Below are 20,341 nucleotides of genomic sequence, written 5' to 3' on the forward strand. Positions count from 1 at the left end.
TGTCAGGGATTCGGCGTCCGGAGCTGCGCGAGGTAACGCTCGAGCAGACCCTTGACGACCGGTCCCGAGGTGGCCGATCCGAAACCACCGCCACGTACCAGCGCCGTCACCACGACCTCCGGCGACTCGGCGGGCACCACCGCGGAGAACCACGCGTTGAGTCCCTTGCCCGGTGCCGACGGATCCTCTGCCGTGCCGGTCTTGGCGGCGGCCGTCACCGGCAGGCTCGCGAGCTGACCGGCGGTGCCGGCCGAAGCCGACGCCCGCATGCCCGCCCGTACCGGTTCGAGCTTGTCCGCGAACGACAACCGGCGCGGTTCCTCGGGGGGAATCGGAACTGCGTCACCGGGTCCGTAGGCAGCTGCGAGCTTCGGGGTCACCATCTGGCCCGACGCGATACCCGCCGTCCACCGCGCGACCTGGATCGGCGTGGCCGTGACGGTGCCCTGACCGATACCCATGAGCAGGGTCGAGCCCGGATACCAGGCGCCGCCGATGCTCTCCACGTTCTCCGGGGTGCCGACGAAACCCGCGGATTCGGCGGGCAGGTCGATCCCCGAGAGAGCACCGGCGCCGAGTTCGGCGGCGGTCTGCGCGATGCGGTGGGGACCGAGGAGATCGGCGAGTTGGTAGAAGTAGACGTTGTCGGACCACTGGATCGCCCCGAGCAAGTTGTTCGGGCCCATCGGCTGCCAGTTGGCGAAGGTGTGACCGCCGTAGGTGTACGCCGCCCCGCCCGCCAGGAAGGCATCCGGGGACAGCACGTCGAACGCGGCGTTCGTCGACGCTGTCACGATCTTGAACGTCGATCCGGGTGGTACCGCCGTCTGCACCGCGTGATTGAGCATGCGGCCCGGACCCGATGCCGCGGTCTGCGCCGCGATCGCGGCGAGGTCGGCCGGGGGTCCGTAGACGTTGTTGTCGTAGCCGGGAACGCTGGCCAGCGCCAGCACCGCGCCGGTGCGGGCATCCATCACGACCGCCGCGCCGAGGTCGCCGCCGCTGGTGCGCACCGTCTGCGCGAGCGCGTCGGTCGCGGCCTGCTGCATGCCGAGATCGAGATGCAATCGCAGGTTGTGGCCGCGGATCGGATCCACCCGCTCCCCCGTGCCCACCGGACGTCCGGACGGATCGACGTAGACGCACTGCCTGCCGTCGACTCCGCGCAGCAACGCGTCGTACTGCCGCTCGAGCCCCGCCTTGCCGACCCGTGATCCGAGCGCGAGGGTCGGCCACAGCTCCATGTCCTGCTCGTCCGCGATGCCGACGTACCCGAGGAGCGACGCCAACACCTCCCCGTGCGGATACTGTCTGCGGCCCGTCGGATAGACGAGCACCCAGGGCAGCTGAGCGTCCACGATCGCCCGGGCCTGGTCGGACCCGACGCGTCCGAGCACGACCTGCAGGTCCCCGCCGGTACTGCTCCGCAGTTCCTCGTCGAGCTTCTCCGGGGGCATGCCGAGCAACGCGGCGAGTTCGTAACGCACCGACGGGACGCCCTCGGCGAACATCCGGGCGACCACCGCGACGGTGTACTCGGCGACGTTGGTCGCCACGGGAAGGCCGGCTCGGTCGAGGATGTGGCCGCGTTCGGCGGGCAGGCGGATGCAGCGCAGCATCTGCGTGTCGCTCGTCGCGCGGAACTCGGTGCCGTGCGCGGTCTGCATCTGCCACGCGAACACCGACATCGCGGCGAGCGAGGCCGTCAGCGTCAGCGCACCCACCGACACGCCTCGCGGCAGGCGGCGCTTCTTGGGTTCGGTCACCCACAGCGGCCGGGTCACGCCGTCGCGGCGCACCGCGAGCACCAATCCGATCGAGACGAATCCGATGATCGAGGCGGTGCCTCCGTAACTGAAGATCGGGATCGGCATGCCGGTGTGCGGCAGCAGCGACAGGCTCTGGGCCACCGACACCACGGTGTGCAGCCCGAACACCCCACCGATACCCGCTGCGACGAGCGCCGCTTCCCGGGTGCGTGCGACGCGCGCGGCGACCACGGAACGCCACACGATGATCACGACGGCCGCCACCACCGCAATGCCGGCGACCAGGCCCCACCCGTACACCAGGCTCGCGAAGGCCAGGTCGTGTTCGGACTCGGGGAGGTACTGGGCCCGCAGGTCGTAGTCCGGTTCGCGCCCGAGCCCCCACCACCCCGCGCTGCCGATCGCGATGTCAGCCTGCCATGCCGCCCAGCCCGATCCCTGCGGGTCGGCGTCGTTCGACAGGAAGACGTGGATCCGCTCGAGCTGATACGGACGCAGGAACAACACGGCCATCGGCAACGAGGCGAGCCCGAGCGCGAACAGCGGGAACAGCGACCGCAACGGGACTCTCGCCAGGATCAGCATGAGCAGTACGGTCGCGACGAGGACCACGGCGGTCGAGAGGTCGGGCTGGAGCGCCACCAGGGCGATCGGCACCGCCGACACGATCAGGACGCCGACGAGCCTGCCGAGCGTGTACCCGCCGGCCAGTATCGCGGCGGGCACCATGACCAGCGCGAGCTTGGCGATCTCGGAGGGCTGCAGGGTGAACACACCGAGATCCAGCCAGCGTTGAGCGCCCTTGGTCGCAATGCCCACCAGCGGCACCGCCGCGAGCAGAACCACCGAGGCGGTGAACAGCGCCCACCCGAAACGGCCCAGAGCGGCGATCCGCATGCGCGAGGTCACCCACATCGCACCGAGTCCGACGGCAGCGAGCAGGGCGTGACGCACTGCGAGCGACGACATGCCCGTCGAGATCATGTTGAGCATGCCGAGAGCGACCAGTGCGACGGCCGCCGTGACGAGCCAAGGATCGGATAGGTGCCTATCCGCCGTCACGAGAGCCCCCGGGCACGCAGGCGGCATTCTCGGCGGGAACGTACAACGGCTCGGACGCGGCCGCTGCAGGGACGGTGGTGACCGCGGCGACGGCGAGTGCCGACCCGGGTGGCAGGTCGACGCTTCCGATGCCGTAGGCCTCCAGGCTTCCCGGTGGCACCGGCACAGTGACCTCCCCGCCCGGCAGTGTCACGCCCGTACATCGGTCGTAGACGGTCAGATTCCATGTGACCGCACCGATATTCGCCGCGGGGTCGAGCCCGACGTCGACGCGCACGGTGCACGATTCTCCCGGCTCGCACGGACCGTTCGCGAAGCTCGCGGCGACCCGCGTGATCGGTCCGGCGCTGCCGGGAAGACCGGTGCCGACGGGCCCCGGCACGGGCGCTCCCGGCGCGACGTCGGGCACCGGTGGCGGTGGTGACACCGGATCGATCCGGTCGTCCATCGACGACTCCACGGGATCGAGAAGTGTGTGCCAGCCTCGATTCAGTTCCGTCCACGCCGTGGGAGCCACCCACACCAGCCCGACGAGCGCGATGATCGCGAGCAGCGCCATGACGGTCCGGCGTCGCGGCAGCCGTCGCTTCTTGCGATGCCACACTTTTCCCGCCGGCGGGCGACGGCGATTCGGGACGAAGGTCCTCTCTTCCGTCAGGCGCGGCACGTTCGTCCACTCCGCCGTACCGTCCACCGGACGAGCATTTCCCTTCACCACCGAGACGAGCGCGGCGATCTGCGATCGTTTCCTTTCGACCTCGGGGTCGTCGAATTCGGTTGCGGCAGCATAACGAACGCGTCTCGCCAGACCAACGAGATCCGTCGACTCGGCGATCGCCACCTCCACTCGCTCCCCGAGCGCTTCGTTGCGGCAATTCGTCACGATTCGGCGAAGAAGACCCGCCGTCGCGTCGCGCACCTCGTCCCAGGATCGTGCATTCTTGACACAGTCGATGGTGAGCTGACCGCCCTCGGACACCATCACTGCGTCGCCTCGGAGGCGGATCGGATGGTGGCCCCGGGCGTGCGCGAGTTCGAGTTGATCGACCGCATCCGTGACGAGCAGCGCGGCCTGCGCAGGAGTCAAAGTCGCTACGGCAAGCAGTCTTCCGAGTTCTACGCCGCCCCCTGCGTCGTCGTCCGTTCGCGTGGGCGGGACGGATCGAACCTCGACGGGCTCGTAGTCTCTCGCATGGATTCCCAAGACTGCTTCGATCATCGCACATCCCGAAAACGCCAGGCCTCCCGCAAGTGTCAGCAGACCGGAGCGGGCGGGTGAATTGACCTTGAATTGCCTTTCCCACTTGACGACTCGTTACCGAAATCCATTGTGTGTCATTTGCGCAAGAGTTGCCTCGACTTTCGAACGAAACCTTGTGACACTCCCGTCCCGGAGACTGTTACCCCCGGGAACACCCACCGGTCACTCGCCGTCCGCATACACCGTGCCGGGACGTGCCGGGAAGTGACGCCGAGCGTCGAACGGTTCGAGCCAGACCTGCACCGTGGCGAACAGTCCGCGCTGCGGGAGCCGGAAGTCACCGAGGCGGTCCTGCTGGGTCAGTGGACCTTCCGGGCCGAGATCCACTCCACCGACGACAGCGCGCCCGGTGTGCGCGGCCCACAGTTGTCGCGGGTTTGCCCGGAACCACTGCCCGTTCGGCAGGTGCCCACCGAGCCGCATCCGGCCGGCGCCGAGCACCGGTCCGGCGACGCGACCCATCGCGGCCAGCACCGTCGGGCTGTGCCAGAGGGCGTCGGGCATCAGACTGCCCGCCGCGTTCATGAGGGTGGTCGCCGGCGAGGTGGTCATCCGGAGATCCCACTCCAGTTCGCCACCGACCGTCACATGCAGGTCGGCCGGTCCGGTCCACTCGGCGCGCACGTCGGTCTGCTCGGTGCGACTCAGCGCGCGACCGAGATAGCGCGGGCAGCTCAGCTCGGCGGGCACGTCGCTGTAGACAGTCCACGTGCCGACCGGGTTGCGGTGCCAGACGGACGTGAAGCCGTCGCCGATGCTGTTGATCGGGAATCTGCGCAGCGCGAGATAGTGGCCGCTCGCAAACGGCGCGCCGATCACGGCGTAGCCGGCGAAACGCTCTCCGGAAACCCGGGGCAGTTCGCAGGACTGCTGGGCGGCTTCGTGCGGGGTGATGGTCATGTCGTCCTCCTCGATTGCGGGTACTTCGATCCTGTGCTCGCCGCGTCCGCACGTCATGAGGCCGCTGCCTCATCTTTCGGACCGGGCATCGTGCGAGGACACTGATTCCATGACGTCCACGGGTGACGGTCCGCGACGGGCGGAACTGGTCGCCGCGCTGTCCCTCGCCATCGATCTGGGTCTCGGTCAGCCGATGGAGCACATGCTGCGCTCGGCAGTGATCGCCACGCGCATCGCCGACCGGATGGGGCTGAGCGCCGACCAGCGGGACGTCGTCTTCTACGCCAACCTGGTGGCCTGGATCGGGTGCCACGCGGACTCCCACGAACTGGCACGGATGTTCGGTGACGACATCGCGTTCCGCGCCGACACCTACGCGGTGGACATGACGGGGCTCCCCTTCTTCCGCATGCTGATGGGCCACAGCGGGCGGGGACTGCCGTACGCGGAGCGCTTCCTCCACGCCACGACCTTCCTGTTCACGGCGCGCCGGCAGGTGTCCGAGCTCATCCGGTCCCACTGCGGGTCCGCGAGCGTCCTCTCCGATCGCGTCGGGCTGGACCCTCGCGTGAGCGGCATGCTGACCTTCACCTTCGAGCGCTGGGACGGCGCGGGGCTACCCACGGGCGTTCGCGGTGACGAGATTCCCGTCGAGATGCAGATCGTGCAGCTGGCCGATGTCGTGGAGGTGTACGTGCGTCTCGGTGGGTCCGCGCAGGCGGTCGCTGTCGCTCGTGCGCGAAGCGGAACCCAGTTCGGTCCTCGTGTAGTGCAGGTGTTCGTCGACGACGTCGACGCCATCACGGCGGGTGTCCTCGAACAGGACGCATGGTCGGCGGCGCTCGCCCAGGCGTCCGATCGTGACTACATCCTGAGCAGACCCGAACTGGACGAGATGCTGCGCGCAATGGCGGATTTCGTCGACCTCAAATGTCCTTACCTGTTGGGGCATTCGAGACGCGTCGCGGATCTGGCAACAGCTGCGGGCCGGCATCGCGGACTTCCGGTCGACGAGGTCGAACTCCTCTACCGCGCAGGTCTCGTGCACGGACTGGGAAGGATGGGTGTGCCCAATCAGATCTGGGAGAAGGTCGGTCCGCTCACCACCGCGGAATGGGAGCGGGTCCGCTTGTATCCGTATCTGACCGGACGGATCCTCAGCCGCGTCGCAGGGCTCGAACCCGTCGTCGCCGTCGCTGTGACACACCGCGAGCGGCTCGACGGCTCCGGATATCCCGGCGGACTCCGGGCCGCCGACCTGGGCGTGACGGCGCGCATCCTCGCCGCCGCGGAGACCTACCAGCGGCTACGTGAACCTAGGCCGCACCGCAAAGCACTGACAGCGGAGGCCGCGGCGGCCCGGATGTGCCGCGACGCGCAAGCCGGCCTGTTCGACACGGAAGCGGTCGAGGCCGTGCTGCTCGCGGCGGGGCATCCGACGAAGCGACGCGCGCCCTGGCCTGCGGGACTGACGGGTCGCGAGGTGGAGATCCTCAGACTCGTCGCTCTGGGCTATTCGAACCGGCAGATCGCCGACGAGCTGGGCATCGCACACAAGACGACCCGCAACCACGTCGAGCACGTGTACACCAAGCTCGACGTCCACAACCGCACGCAGGCAGGGCTCGCCGCCATCGACCTCGGCCTGAGCTGATTAATGTGGATCTGCCCCCGCTTTCCGGGGTCGAACCCACACAAATCAGTGTCCGCACCAGACGATGCGCCAGATGTATGCCGACGTACTACAGGACTGGGTACTTCCTCGCCTCCGCACGCGACGGCGCGACGAGCCGGACGATCTGGTGTTCTCGACCGATATATACGCCGTCGAGAACACCGGATCGGAACGGCGTCCTCGTCCCCTTACCGCGGGTCGTCGGAGTGGCTGACGATATTGACGACCGTGCCGTCCGGTGCGCGCACGAAGAACCGCCGCACTCCCCACGGCTCCGTCGTCAGCGGATACACGATCTCGAACCCCCGACGCTGCGCTTCCTCGTAGGCCGCCTCCACCTCGTCGCCGACGTGGACGGAGATCGCCGAGTCCACGGGAGCTGACTCGTCGCCGCTGACCAACTGGACGACGGCACGACCATCGGGAGTGGTGAACCGCGCGACCCACCCGAGGTTCATCTCTTCGACGCTCAGCCCCAGATAGTCCGCGTAGAAACTCCGCGCCTCCCCGATGTCCGGGACGTTGATATTCGTGGTGATGCCGGTCGGACGCATGCGGTTCACTCCTTCGACGATCTTGGTGGGTCAGACCCCACTCAGCGGGGCTGACTCCACCCGAATCGGGGCGATGGGCCATCTCGAATTCGAGTACACCACTACTCGCGCCTCGCGGGTTCGATCGCGCCAGACTCGTGTGAACACCGAGTTTCCCGTCGTCGATATCGATGCCGGCGGAGACCGGTTAGATGCGAACCACCGAGGCGAGCCGGTACGACGCCGACAGTCGCCGCGGATTGTTGTCCATGGTCAGCGGAGGTGAGTATCGGGAGTTCATGGTCACCCGGAAGACCACCGAGTCGGCCACGCGCGCGTCGCTCCCGACCGTTCGGCGACGAGGAAAGCCCCACAGTGGATTCCACGACTCGTTGACCGGACCGAGTGCCGCAGTGCAGTCCAGCAGGAGCGCGGGATAGGTCGACGCGACAACCGGATCGATCTCGACACCGTGCCTCTCTGCGTTCGACAACATCCATGCCAGGCTGATGTCGGCCAGCGAGGTCGTCGGGAAGCCACCACCGACGTCGCAGTGCACTCCCGCGAACCAGACCTGTTCGATGGTCTGCCCGTCCGCCGCTGGACCTTCCCAGAGGGTCGGCGGGAACTGTCGACGCCGCTCATCGAGCGACAGCGCGTGGTAGCCGGCCTTGACGTCCCGATGGAGCCGGGTGTCCAGGAAGCCGTAGTCCTTCTGGTCGAGCCGGCCGAAGAGTGCGCCCGGGATTCCGAGTGTTCCGACCGTGTCCCACACGCCGATCATCTCGATGTGCCCGTCGACCATGCGGATTCCGTTGGAAGGTCCGACCCACTTCTTGTCGGCGGGTGTCCGGTTGCGGTAGGCGTGGAAGGCCTGATCAACGAGGTGACTGGTGGGACGACGGGACGGCAGCCCGCAGTAGGCAATCATGCCGCCGAGGCTCCGCGCGGTGTACGCGCCGCGGCTGAAGCCGATGAGGAAAAGACGGTCGCCTTCCTCGAAAACGTCGGCGATGCGTCCGTAGCCTTCCCGTACGTTCTCGACGAGGCCCCGCCCGAAGGCACCGCCTCGCAAGCGCGAGAGCAAGTTCCCTTCCGTACCTACGCCAGGGTCGTAGATCTTGACCTGGGTGGGGGTCGACGCGAGCGCTTCGTGGAAGCGGTGCACATTCGTGTTCGTCCGCTTCCCCGAGTTCCAGGTTCCGTCAGCGCAATAGATGATGTTCTTCGGCATGTCGATTCGTCCTTGCCGCATCGGTTCGAAGCTGGTGCAACGATCGTCACGCGGCAGGGTGCGACAGGCACGAGTAGTGCGCTACGCGAATGTCGTCGCCCCCATTCGGAACAGGGAGAATGCACTTCCATCGCACGATGCATATGCGGGGGGCCATCCGGATCTCAGAGCGAGTCGGGGCGAAGTTCCACCGCCACTTCCACCGAGTCCTCAGGGTTCGACACGTCCGCAGTGAGATGCGCCGGTCGGTACTCATCCGCGTAGATCATCAGTGCATACGGCCCTCGATAAGGTGTGTCGACGGCGAATTGCCCGTCGGCGCCGGACAGGATGGCGATGTCGGGCATCGGCCCCGGTCCCATCTCCACCATCACGCGGGCGAACGGGACCGGGGCACCAGCAGACCGGACAATTCCTCGGATCACGCGGTCCACGCTTTCAACCGGTCGAAAACGGGCTGGGTGATCCGTACACCCGAGTTCACGGGTACTCCCGGGGACACACCGTTGGTGTGAATACCGACGGCGTGCCGCTGGCCGTTCTCCAACCTGTACACCGCGCTACCGCTCTGACCGCCGAAGGTGTCGACCTCGTAGCGGAGCCGCTGCGCCGTCACGGATGACATGCGACGAGAGTGGTACCACTGCGTCCCCGTCGGCTTGTCACCCGGGTAGCCGGCGATGTTCGCCGTCGTCGCCAGGAGGGTGGCATCGCTGTAGTTCGCGAATCCGAGCCAGCCGGTCTGCGAGCCGAGGTTCGACGGCAGGATCAGTGCGCCGATATCCCAGTTCGAATCTCCGCTGTTCGTCCAACCCGATACCGACCGGATCCCTGCCGCACCAACAACGACCGAGCCGTAAGGCAGAGACGTGCCGTTCCGTCCCGGCATCACCGTCACCGACCGTACCCACCCGCGACTGGGGCCGGTGCCCTGAACGAAGACGCAATGGCCGGCCGTGATGACGGTACGCGGACCGATGAAGAATCCCGTGCCGGAAGCGAAAGATCCGTCCGCCATCTGGATCAGCAGTGACGCGTGGACCCGCCAGGGGTACACCGCAGTGTCGACGATCCGCACCCGGTCGTCCGTCCCGATCACGGACTCGGGAGACGGCTGGCCTTGTTCCGCCGGACCGAAGGTCGCTTCCGCGGCGTCCGGCAATTGCCGGCGCAGCAGCTCTTCCAGTGTGGTGCCCAGGGGTTGCGGGGTTCCCGCATAGTCGGTGAGCACCTCTACGCCAGACAAGGTCCGATCGATCACTCCCGAATCGGATCCGGTGGATGGGGGTGATTGCTCGAGTACCGTCTCGGCGGCGACGAGATCCAGTGGCGAGGTCTCTTCCGCAGCATCGGTCACGACGACGGCACCGTTGAATGTAAGGGTCATTGTTCTTCCTTCCGAATTCGACCGAGAGTTTCACTCGGACTCGTGTCGAGGATGGAAGCGGACAGCGCCGACCGCACGAGTGCCCTACTACGCGGATTCGGGTGGCCGAGGGGTTGCCGAATCGAGTAGACGTCGCGAGGTCGGATCCTGCTGTCGTACTCGGGCAATCGTCCGAGTACGGAATCACCGTGCTCCCGTGTGCGGGTGGCGTCGCCCCGTCATTTCGGGTAGCGCCCTACTCGTGTAGTCCCCAGGAATCACCGCGACGATTGGGGCGTGCCGACGGCGCCACCCACCATTTCAGCGCCGTGTTGAAAGGGGATCCAGGATGCCTGCAAAGAATCGCGGAAACGGGCGCACACCCCGCTCTGGAAAGGACGACCTCGCCGTCGCTCTACGGAAGTTCATCCGCACCAAGGGCGCTGGCTACCTCGACGATCCGAACGTCTCGTCCGTCGGCGTCGGTTACAAGCATGTGGACGGCAATCCGACCGACGAGCTCGCCGTGCAGTTCACGGTGAACGAGAAGGTATCGGAGCCCGAGGCTCTCGAAGCGTTGGGTACCTCCCCACTTCCCGAGAGCATCACCGTGAACGGTGTGGAGGTTCCGACCGATGTGATCGAGAGGTCGTACGAACCCGCATTCCATCGCGTCCCGGAAGCAGCGACGCCGCCTCGGAAGACGCGACTGGATCCGATCGTCCCGGGTGTGAGCGTCGGGCACACGAGTGTCAGGGCCGGGACGATCGGATGCATCGTCTACGACGTCGACAACCACACCCCGTACATGCTCAGCAACTGGCACGTTCTGCACAACGCGACGGGTCGGGTGGGCGACACGATCGTCCAGCCCGGCCCGCACGACGACAATCGCATCAACGACAACCGGGTAGGACGACTCGTACGGTCGCATCTGGGGCCGGCCGGGGACTGTGCCGTGGCGACGATCGAGGATCGGCAGTTCGATCCGGAGATCTGCGGGCTCGGCGTCGTGCCGGACGCGATCGGAGAACCCGAGCTCGGTGACAAGGTGATCAAGAGCGGTCGCACCACCGGCATCACCCACGGTCTGGTGCGTCGTGTCGATGTGATCGCCAAGATCACGTATCGAGGGGTCGGCACGAAGTCCATCGGTGGGTTCGAGATCGGACCCGACCCGAAGCATCCGGCAGCCGACGGTGAGATCAGCAGCGGCGGCGACTCTGGAGCGGCGTGGATGTTCCGATCCGGAACCGGCGCGGCGACCACCGTCCTGGCCGGTCTGCATTTCGCCGGCGAAGCCAACGGCAACTCCGATGAGCACGCGCTGGCGTGCCTGCCGCAGTCCGTCTTCGAGAAGCTGGGTGTGACCCTCACCCCGCCGGCCTCGGAAGAGTCGGTCGCGGCCGTCGGTTACGACCCGAACTTCCTGTCGACGCCCGTCCCCCTTCCCGAAGTGACGGCCGAGGTGAAGCCCGACATCGCGAAGGCGAACGACGGGTCCGAGGTGCTGCACTACACGCACTTCTCGCTGACGATGCGCAAGTCGCGTCGGTTCGCGGCCTGGGTGGCGTGGAACATCGACGGCGGATCCATGAAGAAGCTCAGCCGGAAGAACATCGACTTCGTCAAGGACCCGCGTCTGGCTGCGGACGCTCAGGTCGGCAACGAGCTGTACCGGGCGAACCGACTCGATCGTGGCCACCTCGCACGACGCGCCGACCTGCTGTGGGGCAGCACAAGCGAGGCGAAGAAGGCGAACACCGACTCGTTCTTCTACACCAACATCACCCCGCAGATGGACGACTTCAACCAGAGCGCCCGCGACGGCGTCTGGGGCAAGCTCGAGGACGCCGTCTTCGCAGACGTGGACGTCGACGATCTGAAGGTATCGGCGTTCGGCGGCCCCGTGTTCGCGGACGACGACCGCGAGTTCCGGAGGGTGAAGATCCCACGCGAGTTCTGGAAGGTGCTCGTATTCGTGGAGAACGGCGAGCTCAAGACCCGAGGCTTCCTGTTGAGCCAGAACCTCGACCAGCTCGAGGTGCTCGACCTCGACGAGTTCCGGGTCTACCAGGTGCCGTTGACCGAGATCGAACAGCGCGCACTGCTGCGGTTCCCGCAGACGTTGCGTGATGCGGATCTGCAGGTCGCGGCGGAGGCGATCACCGAACCACTGGATTCGGTGGCAGCCATCCATTGGTGACGACTCAGCCGATGTGAGGACGCGTGAGGCATGTCCGCGGAGTCGTGACGATTCCGACCGATGCACCCACCACGACGGCGCGGGTCGTGGTGGAGGTCAGGGACGTGTCGTACGCGGACGGGACTGCGCCGGTGCTGGCGAGTATCGCGATGGAAGGCATTCCAGTACGGCCCGGCGGACGTATCCCCTTCGTACTCGATGCACCGGAAGTGCCTGCTGCAACCGCACTGTCGTTGCGTTGCCATGTCGACCTCGTCGGTGACGGGACGGTCGCGGTCGGCGACCTGCTGTCGACCCGGTCGATACCGGTGCCGGTGACCGGCGACGCCGGTCCGCTCACAGCGCCGGTCGACGTGGTCACCTGACGATTCTGCGATCACAACCTCTGCGGGAGAAGGCCATCGGATCCCGTACCGAACGAATCGACTCCCGACCGGGACGGTTCGCACCCCACGGAAGGAACACATCCCATGTCCATCGACGAAGCACCACTCACCCACGCCGAGGACTACGGCGACACCGGCGAGTATCAATCGGGACCGGTCGCCGGCACGGCCGTCGTCCACACCGCCGACGGTGATCGGGAAGTTCAATACGCCGATGTGGACGGCCTGGCCGTGTTCGAAGGCGACATCGTGCTGGGTACGGTCGAGGAGGTCGCAGCCCAGGCCGGTCCCGAGGGGATCGGCATCACGGGAGCTCACCTGCGCTGGCCGAACGCGACCGTCCCGTTCGAGGTCGACCCCGCATTCCCCAACGCCCAGCGCATCACGGACGCCGTGGCGCACTGGACCGCCAACACCCGAATACGGTTCATCGCGCGTGCGGGACACGCAAACTTCGTTCGGTTCCGTCCGAGCACAGCGAGCCGGTCACCGGTAGGTATGCGCGGTGGTCGTCAGGACATCGAGATCGCTGCCAATGCTCCTGTCGGCACCGTCGTCCACGAAATGGCCCACGCGTTGGGACTTTGGCATGAGCAGAGCCGCGAGGACCGCAACAATCTCGTCGAGATCCGTTTCGCGAACATCGATCCCGCCAATGCGCACAATTTCGACCAGCACATCACTGACGGTGACGACATCGGTGCCTACGACTTCGGTTCCGTCATGCACTACTCGGCGACAGCTTTCAGCACCAACGGGCAACCCACCATCGTGCCGAGAGTCCCGCTGCCGCCCGGTGTGGTGATGGGGCAACGGAACAGCCTGTCGCGCGGCGATATCACCGCGGTGCACATGCTGTATCCGGATTGGTCGGGCATCGGTGACCGATGGCGCAACATCGGCGGCGTCTTCCCGCCAGGGGCACCGCTGTCCGTCACCTCACGTGGCGCCGGCAACCTCGATGCGTTCATCACGGGCAACGACGGTCGCGTCTATACGTCGTGGTGGTACCAGGGCAACGACTGGTCGGGTGTCGGCGATCGATGGCGGAACATCGGTGGCGTCTTCCCCAAGGGCGCTCCCGTCACCGCGATCGCGAAGTCGTCGAACAGCATCGACCTGTTCATCACCGGCAACGACGGCCGCGTCTACACCTCATGGTGGTACTACGGCAGCGACTGGTCGGGCCTGGGCGACCGCTGGCGCTCCATCGGTGGGTTCTTCCCTCCGGGCGCACCCATCTCGGTCACCTCGCGGAGTCCCGGCAATCTCGATCTGTTCGCCACTGGAAACGACGGACGCGTCTACACCTCATGGTGGTACCAAGGCGGCGACTGGTCCGGCATCGGCCACCGCTGGCGCAACATCGGTGGCGTGTTCCCGAAGGGCGCGCCGGTCACCGCGATCGCCAAGTCGTCGAACAGCATCGACCTGTTCATCACCGGCAACGACGGCCGCGTCTACACCTCATGGTGGTACCAAGGCGGCGACTGGTCCGGCATCGGTGACCGCTGGCGTTCGATCGGCGGTTTCTTCCCTCCGGCCGCCCCTGTCGCGGTCACGTCGCGCAGCGCCGGCAACCTCGACGCGTTCATCACGGGCAACGACGGTCGCGTCTACACCTCGTGGTGGTACCGAGGAGGCGACTGGTCGGGCCTCAACAACACGTGGAGGAACATCGGCGGTGTCTTCCCGAGAGGTGCGCCGGTGAGCGCGGTTGCCAAGTCCCGCGACAGCATCGACCTCTTCATCTGCGGCAATGACGGACGTGTCTACACGTCGTGGTGGTATCAGGGCGGCGACTGGTCCGGCATCGGCGACCGCTGGCGCAACATCGGCGGGGTCTTCCCGCCCGGTCGCAAGGTGACGGCAATCGCGCGTAGCGCCAAGAATCTTGACGCGGTCATCTGCGGCAACGACGGTCGCGTGTACACGTCGTGGTGGAAGGGTTCGTAGTCCAGAAGGCCCGACGCCTGCCTCCGGGCCGCTGGCGCCCGTGCAACTCTCGCGCGCTGAACCGAGGCTCGCCCTGCGTGTAGTGCGGGCAAACCCCGGTTCAGCGCGCGAGGAAGCCCACAGCACTCCCCTATCGCCTACATATCGAATTCGGGTTCGAGTTCGATCATTGCGGGCCGCTCGTCGTCCCTGTCTCCGTTCGGATCCGCCCCACAAACAGTGGCCAAACGTCACGATGCGGCTCGCCCATGCTTGAGCCGAGCAATAGATCGCTCTCACGTCGCAGGACATCTTCGATGAACGATTCGGATTGACAGAAGAACCGCATCGACCGAGCGCTCTCACCGCACGACCTCCGGTTCGGACTTCGTAGCGCGAAAGCCTCACGGCTCGAGCGGCGGATATTGTGCCGGGATGAGCTACGCGGCACTTGATCCTCTCGACGTCGCCGGTCGCGTCGTGCAACTCCTCGAAGCCGGTCGCCGCAATTCCACGTACAAACTCGCGACTGTCATGGCACTCGTCGACATCTGTGTCGAGAACACCGCTGCTCCCGACGGGAGTCTCACCGTTCCAATCGACGAGATCGCGCACCGGATCATCAGCTATTACTGGAATCAAGTTCGGTCGTTCCACCGCCACGGACGACTCGTTCAGGTCCGGCGCGGACGTTCGATCCCGGATCGCATCGCAGAGGTCCGAGATATCCTGATATTCGATGGGCTTCGCACCGCGGAGGCAGCTCGGGAGTCCGCCCATCCGGTCTATCGACGACTCGTTCGCTCCCTACGGCTGACGATCGCGCAACAACCGCTCACGCATCTTCAGACCGTCCCCCACAGCGCTACCCGCGACGAGTTCTTGTACGACGCGGCGGGCTTTCACAAGAAGATGACCATGAGTGACGTCGACCGGATCGCCGTCATCGTGCTGCGCCCAAGTGTGCCCGAGGGGCTACGCCGCACATCCGTGCTGCTCAGAACCTTCGTCCGCTCCGTATGGGCGCACGATGTCATCGATCTCAACCGCGCCGAACTCGATGCCGAGGACGTCGACGGCTTTCTCTTCGGCACCGACCGCACCGCGCTGCGTGCTCTCGTCGACCCGCTCCGTGACCTGCAGTCGGGTCGCTGCTTCTACTGCGACGGTCGTCTGCACTCCGAAGTCCACATCGATCACGTGGTGCCGTGGTCGATGATCCCCATCGACGGTGTTGCCAACCTGGTGGCAACCGACGCGCGATGCAACCTCGACAAGTCAGCCAGCATCCCGGTGCAGGACCATGTGACGCGAGCCCTGGAACGACAATTCTTGGCCGACGTTTCCAGCCTCACCCGGATCCCGGTTCTGCACAAGCGGACGGCGTCGGCCGCTCACGGCGTCTATGCGGCCTTGCCTGCCGGCTCGTTGCTGTGGAGATCGTCCGGTACGTACCAGCCGCACTCGCCCTGAACGAGTTGCGGCAACCCTCACCGATATAGTTCTGTCTGCGGCCCGACGGACTTCCGCTGCGATGAGCAGCCACGGACATGCCCCCACCCGCACGAGTGGATTCGTGCTGCCTTGGGGACCTGACTGTGACGCTGCTTCGTACTACCGCCCGCCGGATCGTCGACCTCGATCGTCCCGAATCGCTCGCGGAGCAGTTGTTGGAACAGATGCTGTTTCGCACGGGACGACGCGCCGGAGAATCCGAGCAGAAGTCCTGGGCACGGAGCCTGCCCGTTCTCGCTCGCGACCTCGTCGACGCCGGGTTGGACGACGTCGAGATGCTGCTCGAATATCACCTTCCTCTGACGTCCCAGCGTGCCGACGTCGTCCTGGCAGGGACGCATCCGCAGACCGGTGCGGCCTCGTATGTGATCGTCGAGTTGAAGCAATGGTCGGCAGCCCGCCGGTACGAGGACAACCCCGAACTTGTCGAGGTAGCCGGGATGCCGGGAGGGCCGAAGCTGCACCCGGCCGCGCAGGTGAAGGGGTACTGCGACTATCTCGTGGACTTCGCCCGCACGGTGTCCGATCAACCCGACGCCCTTGCCGGTGTCGCCTACCTCCACAACGCCACCGATCAGAGTGCCGTCGCCGATTTGCGTTCCTATCCGATGAGCGTCACGGGACGCATGTTCACTGCCGCCGAGCGCGGAGACATGATCGCGTTCCTTCGGAGTCGTCTCGCCCCTGCGCCCGGCTATTCCGCCGGCGACGCTCTGATGAAGTCGGCGATCGCCCCCTCCCGGCAACTCCTCGAGGTTGCCGCCGCAGAAGTACGCGACCGCCCCCAGTTCCATTTGCTCGGAAACCAGCAGCTCGCCGTCGACCTCGTACTTCACGAGGTCGAACAGTCACGTGCCGCCGATCGCAAGCGCGTCATCATCGTCACCGGCGGTCCCGGCAGCGGTAAGAGCGTGGTGGCGTTGTCACTGCTCGGCGAGCTCGCGCGGCGCGGACGAACCGTCCTACACGCGACCGGGTCTCGATCGTTCACGCAAACCCTCCGGAAGGTTGCGGGGCACCGTGCGCCGCGCGTGCAGAAGATGTTCAAGTACTTCAACCAGTTCATGACAGCAGATCGAAATGGGTTGGATGTCCTCATCCTCGACGAGGCCCACCGCATTCGCGAAACTTCCGTAGACCGCTACACCCGAGCCGAACTCCGCACAGACCGACCGCAGGTCGACGAACTCATCGCGGCCGCGCGCGTCCCTGTCTTCCTTCTCGACGAGCACCAGGTGGTACGCCCCGGAGAGATGGGGTCTTTCGCCCAGATCGAACGTTATGCAGCCTCACTCGGCCTCGAGACGCAGCACATCCATCTGGGAGAACAGTTCCGCTGCGGGGGTAGCGAAGAGTATCTGCTGTGGGTGAAACGGCTGCTCGATCTGGAGGACGGAGGGCCGTTCGAGTGGAAGGGCGACCCGCAGTTCACCGTTCGTGTTGCGGACAGCCCTGAAGAGATGGAACATTTCCTCTCCCAGCAGCGGGAGCGCGGATACTCGGCGCGGATGACGGCAGGCTACTGCTGGCCGTGGAGTAATGCGGACAAGGCCGGAAATCTGGTTCCCGACGTTCGGATCGGCAGCTGGGCGCGTCCGTGGAACAGCAAGAGCGACCGCCGGGTCGGCGACGCTCCCCCAGCAGCGTTGTGGGCTACCGAGGATGGCGGCTTCGGCCAGGTCGGTTGTGTCTACACCGCCCAGGGTTTCGAATACGACTGGAACGGAGTCATCCTCGGACCTGATCTGGTCTGGCGTAACGGACGATTCACCACGGTCCGAGAGGCCAACCGCGATCCGGACTTCAAGAACCGCACGCGAATTTCCGACGTGCGCTTCGACCGGTTGGTCCGCAACGTCTACAAGGTGCTGCTCACCCGCGGAATGATCGGCACCGTCATCTACTCGACCGACGCCGAAACGCGCGACGCGCTCCGCGCACTGATCGCCGACTGACACCATCTACTTCTGGATAACGGGTCAGGGCAACGGGTTCGTCGCGTATGCACGAGCAACTTCCGGCCTCTACGAAATCACTCCCAGCGCGCCGCCCGCACATTGGAGCGACGTTCGGACCGGCGGCTACACCCACCGATTCGAGTTCGACACACTCAGTGAGGACGTAGTTTCATCGCCCACCTGGGCTCAACTACAGAAGTTGCTCGGGAGGAATCTCGCGGCGCAGGCCGGAGCCAACCAAGTGTCCGACCCATCTGCCGAGAGTCGCTTGCGCTCTCTGTTCGGCCCGGAAGCCGATCTTGCTTTCGCCCACTTCCCCGTCATCGATGTGGAGCTACCAAGCAGCCTCCCGACATACGAGAAGGGCGACGACGTCCGTAAGCGCGCTCAACGAGCTATTGCTGTGCGATACGGTCAGCCCAAGTTCCGTCGCGCATTGCTGGCAGCGTATGAACGTCGTTGCGCAGTTACGGGATGCGACGTCGAGGCGGTCCTGGAAGCAGCCCATATCGACCGCTACTTCGGAGAGCACAGCAACCATGTGACCAATGGTCTGCTCCTCCGCGCCGACCTCCACACTTTGTTCGACCTGCAACTGTGGACGGTGCGCAGCGACCTCACCATCGAAGTGGCTCCCCAACTCGCGGGCAGCGAGTACGCCGCACTGGCCGACAAGGGACGCTGTGGCAATCGGCCGGCATCGAGAAGCGTGCAGCTGGATCCGATCGGCTCCCTAACTCCGGGAGAAATACTCGATGACGACGACGCAGAGATGTCGCGGCCCGCGTGGGCATGTAAACCGTTGCGGTGAAGCGACTTCGAAGATTCTCCTTGCGCGCACATCCAGAGGAGTGCCAAGATCTCAAGATCGTCACCGATCCGCGTGGCGTCACAATTGAAGAAGGCCCGCCAGGAGCGGCAACTCCCGACGGGCCGGGTGTCCGACTAGTTAGGAGTCGAACGTGGGCCAGAATACCCTGGCTGGCGGCGTGCGTCGTGGACCGCGCCTGGCCAGCAACTTCACCATCCTCAGCAACGCCGTCATCAACGACGAGCGCCTGTCCTTCCGAGCACGCGGTGTGCTCATCTGGTTGCTGTCCAAGCCGGACGACTGGCGAACCCGGTCCGACTCGATCGCCGGCCAGTCACCGAAGGAAGGTCGCGACGCCATCCGCTCTGCCCTTCGTGAGCTTGCCGAACTCGGCTACCTCATTCGAGAGAAGATTCAGAACGAGCGTGGCCAGTGGATCACCATTCAGACGATCTACGAGGAGCCGCACGTCCAGCCGGGGCCTGAAAATCCGACCCGCGGCAGCGCGGACATCGGAGAGCCAGGCGGTCTTTTAAGTACTGATTCACCAAGGACGGAAACCAACCGCACGTCCCGGGTCTCGAACGCATCGCACAGTCCCGAGGTCGCCCGTTTGGCGGCGGCATGTAAGCAATCCGGACTGACAGCCACGTTCGCGTACCTCAGGCCGGATGCCGTAGCAGCGATCGAAGCGTTGATCGCGACGCACGGTGTCCCGACGCTGGTGGCGGCAGCGAAGGCGGCACACCGCGCGAGCGATCCGATGCGATACGCGCACGCGTGGCTACCGATGTGGCAGGGACTGTCCGTTCCACGGATCCGACCGGCGAAGTGCGGAGCGTGCGACGAGTACGGGTGGCTACCGGACGACGAGCACGGCAGGGCGGTGAGGTGTCCTTGCCGAGCACGTCAGGCGGCGTGAGGGGGCAACGGACGACTCCGGTCGTGTCGCAAGCTGTTCAATCGGTTCCGGCAGCGAACGTCCCCGGCGTTCGTCCGGATCCTCGATCAGCCCGCCAGTCGCCGACGCCCTGAAGCTGCCGGCCCCACCGGACCGATGGGCGGTGCCGAAATGCGCTTTTTGGCACCGTGCTGCTCGAGCCAGAAACTGTCCCCGATGTCTGCCACGGTCGACACCCAGCTCGCAGCCTGCTGCAGCCCCCTGATCCGAATCCATTTCTGAGTGTCGGGAGGCAACGGGTCGACGATGTCACCGGGTTGCTGCATAGCCATGCCGGCATACCGCGATATCGCGCCACCCCGCTGACCGACGAATACGTGAGGGTAGACCTCACACACCAGTTCACGACCTGAACGGAGATAATGGGAAGCCCGCACCTCGAACTCCACCGTCCGCTTATCCCACGACCTCAAACGGCCCTCGACGTCGAGGAGAGCGTCCGTCGCCGACCCAGCCGGCAGAGACCAGCGACAGCGACGCCGCTGCGCGATCCGCTCTTCGGCCTGCCGGTCACCCCGGAGCATTTCGACCCAGTCGGCCGCAACCTCGACAACGTCATCCTCGACGACGAAGATGTCGTCTTCCTCTCCGGACTCGATTGCGGCAACGTCGACCGGCACGTCCGCCCAAATTCTCGCCGCCCCGCCCCCTGTCCAGAACACCCGTCCCGTTTCATCGACGAAGACGTCGGGATGCACCTCACACGCCCGTACCCCTGTGGACGTCACCGCATGGGTGGCGCGCACCTCAAACACCATCCCTTACTGTC

16 protein-coding genes are annotated in these 20,341 nt (G+C 65.8%); 8 read left to right on the top strand and 8 right to left on the bottom strand.

The annotated features are described in order from the left end of the window. Positions 1 to 2: 2 nt before the first annotated feature. The 3 genes from ACWPOC_RS07525 to ACWPOC_RS07535 all read right to left on the bottom strand — a co-directional run bounded on the left by ACWPOC_RS07525 (position 3) and on the right by ACWPOC_RS07535 (position 4,992). Entirely contained in the window at positions 3 to 2,831 is a 2,829-nt protein-coding gene (locus tag ACWPOC_RS07525; RefSeq protein ID WP_455408307.1) for an FtsW/RodA/SpoVE family cell cycle protein, read from the bottom strand. Further along, the gene (locus tag ACWPOC_RS07530; protein WP_455408308.1) at positions 2,818 to 3,918 is read right to left on the bottom strand and encodes a hypothetical protein; all 1,101 of its coding nucleotides are present in this window, start codon (positions 3,916 to 3,918) and stop codon (positions 2,818 to 2,820) included. The genes ACWPOC_RS07525 and ACWPOC_RS07530 overlap by 14 nt, the downstream gene beginning before the upstream one ends. A gap of 336 nt (positions 3,919 to 4,254) precedes the next feature. Continuing rightward, positions 4,255 to 4,992, bottom strand: coding sequence for a hypothetical protein (locus ACWPOC_RS07535; protein ID WP_455408309.1), 738 nt, complete (start codon positions 4,990 to 4,992; stop codon positions 4,255 to 4,257). Between the two features lie 109 nt (positions 4,993 to 5,101). On the opposite strand from ACWPOC_RS07535, the gene ACWPOC_RS07540 reads away from it, so the two are divergent. Beyond that, positions 5,102 to 6,646 carry an HD domain-containing phosphohydrolase gene (locus ACWPOC_RS07540; RefSeq protein WP_455408310.1) on the top strand — a complete coding sequence of 515 codons (1,545 nt, stop codon included), beginning with the start codon at positions 5,102 to 5,104 and terminating at the stop codon, positions 6,644 to 6,646. A gap of 209 nt (positions 6,647 to 6,855) precedes the next feature. Here the strand turns inward: ACWPOC_RS07540 and ACWPOC_RS07545 are convergent, their stop codons facing one another. From ACWPOC_RS07545 to ACWPOC_RS07560, 4 genes are all read right to left on the bottom strand, one after another. Next, a complete protein-coding gene (locus tag ACWPOC_RS07545) occupies positions 6,856 to 7,221 on the bottom strand; it encodes a VOC family protein (RefSeq protein ID WP_159418789.1) in 366 nt (121 codons plus the stop codon). A 187-nt stretch (positions 7,222 to 7,408) separates the two neighbouring features. After that, entirely contained in the window at positions 7,409 to 8,434 is a 1,026-nt protein-coding gene (locus ACWPOC_RS07550) for a DUF2235 domain-containing protein (RefSeq protein WP_455408311.1), read from the bottom strand. A gap of 164 nt (positions 8,435 to 8,598) precedes the next feature. Further along, on the bottom strand, positions 8,599 to 8,868 hold the full coding sequence (locus tag ACWPOC_RS07555; RefSeq protein ID WP_363888995.1) for a carboxypeptidase-like regulatory domain-containing protein: 270 nt from the start codon (positions 8,866 to 8,868) through the stop codon (positions 8,599 to 8,601). Further along, positions 8,856 to 9,821, bottom strand: coding sequence for a trypsin-like serine peptidase (locus ACWPOC_RS07560; protein ID WP_106200267.1), 966 nt, complete (start codon positions 9,819 to 9,821; stop codon positions 8,856 to 8,858). Before ACWPOC_RS07560 ends, ACWPOC_RS07555 begins: the two co-directional genes overlap by 13 nt. Positions 9,822 to 10,149: 328 nt before the next feature. Between ACWPOC_RS07560 and ACWPOC_RS07565 the strand changes: the two genes are divergently transcribed. From ACWPOC_RS07565 to ACWPOC_RS07595, 7 genes are all read left to right on the top strand, one after another. Further along, on the top strand, positions 10,150 to 12,006 hold the full coding sequence (locus ACWPOC_RS07565; protein ID WP_455408312.1) for a DNA/RNA non-specific endonuclease: 1,857 nt from the start codon (positions 10,150 to 10,152) through the stop codon (positions 12,004 to 12,006). A 44-nt stretch (positions 12,007 to 12,050) separates the two neighbouring features. Continuing rightward, complete coding sequence (locus tag ACWPOC_RS07570) at positions 12,051 to 12,371, top strand: hypothetical protein (RefSeq protein ID WP_455408313.1); 321 nt, start codon at positions 12,051 to 12,053, stop codon at positions 12,369 to 12,371. 105 nt (positions 12,372 to 12,476) lie between these two features. Beyond that, positions 12,477 to 14,348: a M12 family metallopeptidase gene (locus ACWPOC_RS07575; protein WP_455408314.1), complete on the top strand. Its 1,872-nt coding sequence runs from the start codon at positions 12,477 to 12,479 to the stop codon at positions 14,346 to 14,348. A 414-nt stretch (positions 14,349 to 14,762) separates the two neighbouring features. Then, a complete protein-coding gene (locus tag ACWPOC_RS07580) occupies positions 14,763 to 15,800 on the top strand; it encodes an HNH endonuclease domain-containing protein (protein WP_455408315.1) in 1,038 nt (345 codons plus the stop codon). Between the two features lie 125 nt (positions 15,801 to 15,925). Continuing rightward, on the top strand, positions 15,926 to 17,797 hold the full coding sequence (locus ACWPOC_RS07585; protein ID WP_455408316.1) for a DNA/RNA helicase domain-containing protein: 1,872 nt from the start codon (positions 15,926 to 15,928) through the stop codon (positions 17,795 to 17,797). A 244-nt stretch (positions 17,798 to 18,041) separates the two neighbouring features. Continuing rightward, on the top strand, positions 18,042 to 18,611 hold the full coding sequence (locus tag ACWPOC_RS07590) for an HNH endonuclease (protein WP_455408317.1): 570 nt from the start codon (positions 18,042 to 18,044) through the stop codon (positions 18,609 to 18,611). Positions 18,612 to 18,762: 151 nt separating this feature from the next. Beyond that, complete coding sequence (locus ACWPOC_RS07595) at positions 18,763 to 19,533, top strand: replication protein (protein WP_455408318.1); 771 nt, start codon at positions 18,763 to 18,765, stop codon at positions 19,531 to 19,533. Between the two features lie 86 nt (positions 19,534 to 19,619). Here ACWPOC_RS07595 and ACWPOC_RS07600 read toward each other — a convergent pair whose 3' ends face one another. After that, on the bottom strand, positions 19,620 to 20,330 hold the full coding sequence (locus ACWPOC_RS07600) for a hypothetical protein (protein ID WP_455408319.1): 711 nt from the start codon (positions 20,328 to 20,330) through the stop codon (positions 19,620 to 19,622). Between the last annotated feature and the right edge of the window lie 11 nt (positions 20,331 to 20,341).

This window comes from Rhodococcus sp. 5G237 (genome assembly GCF_053764735.1).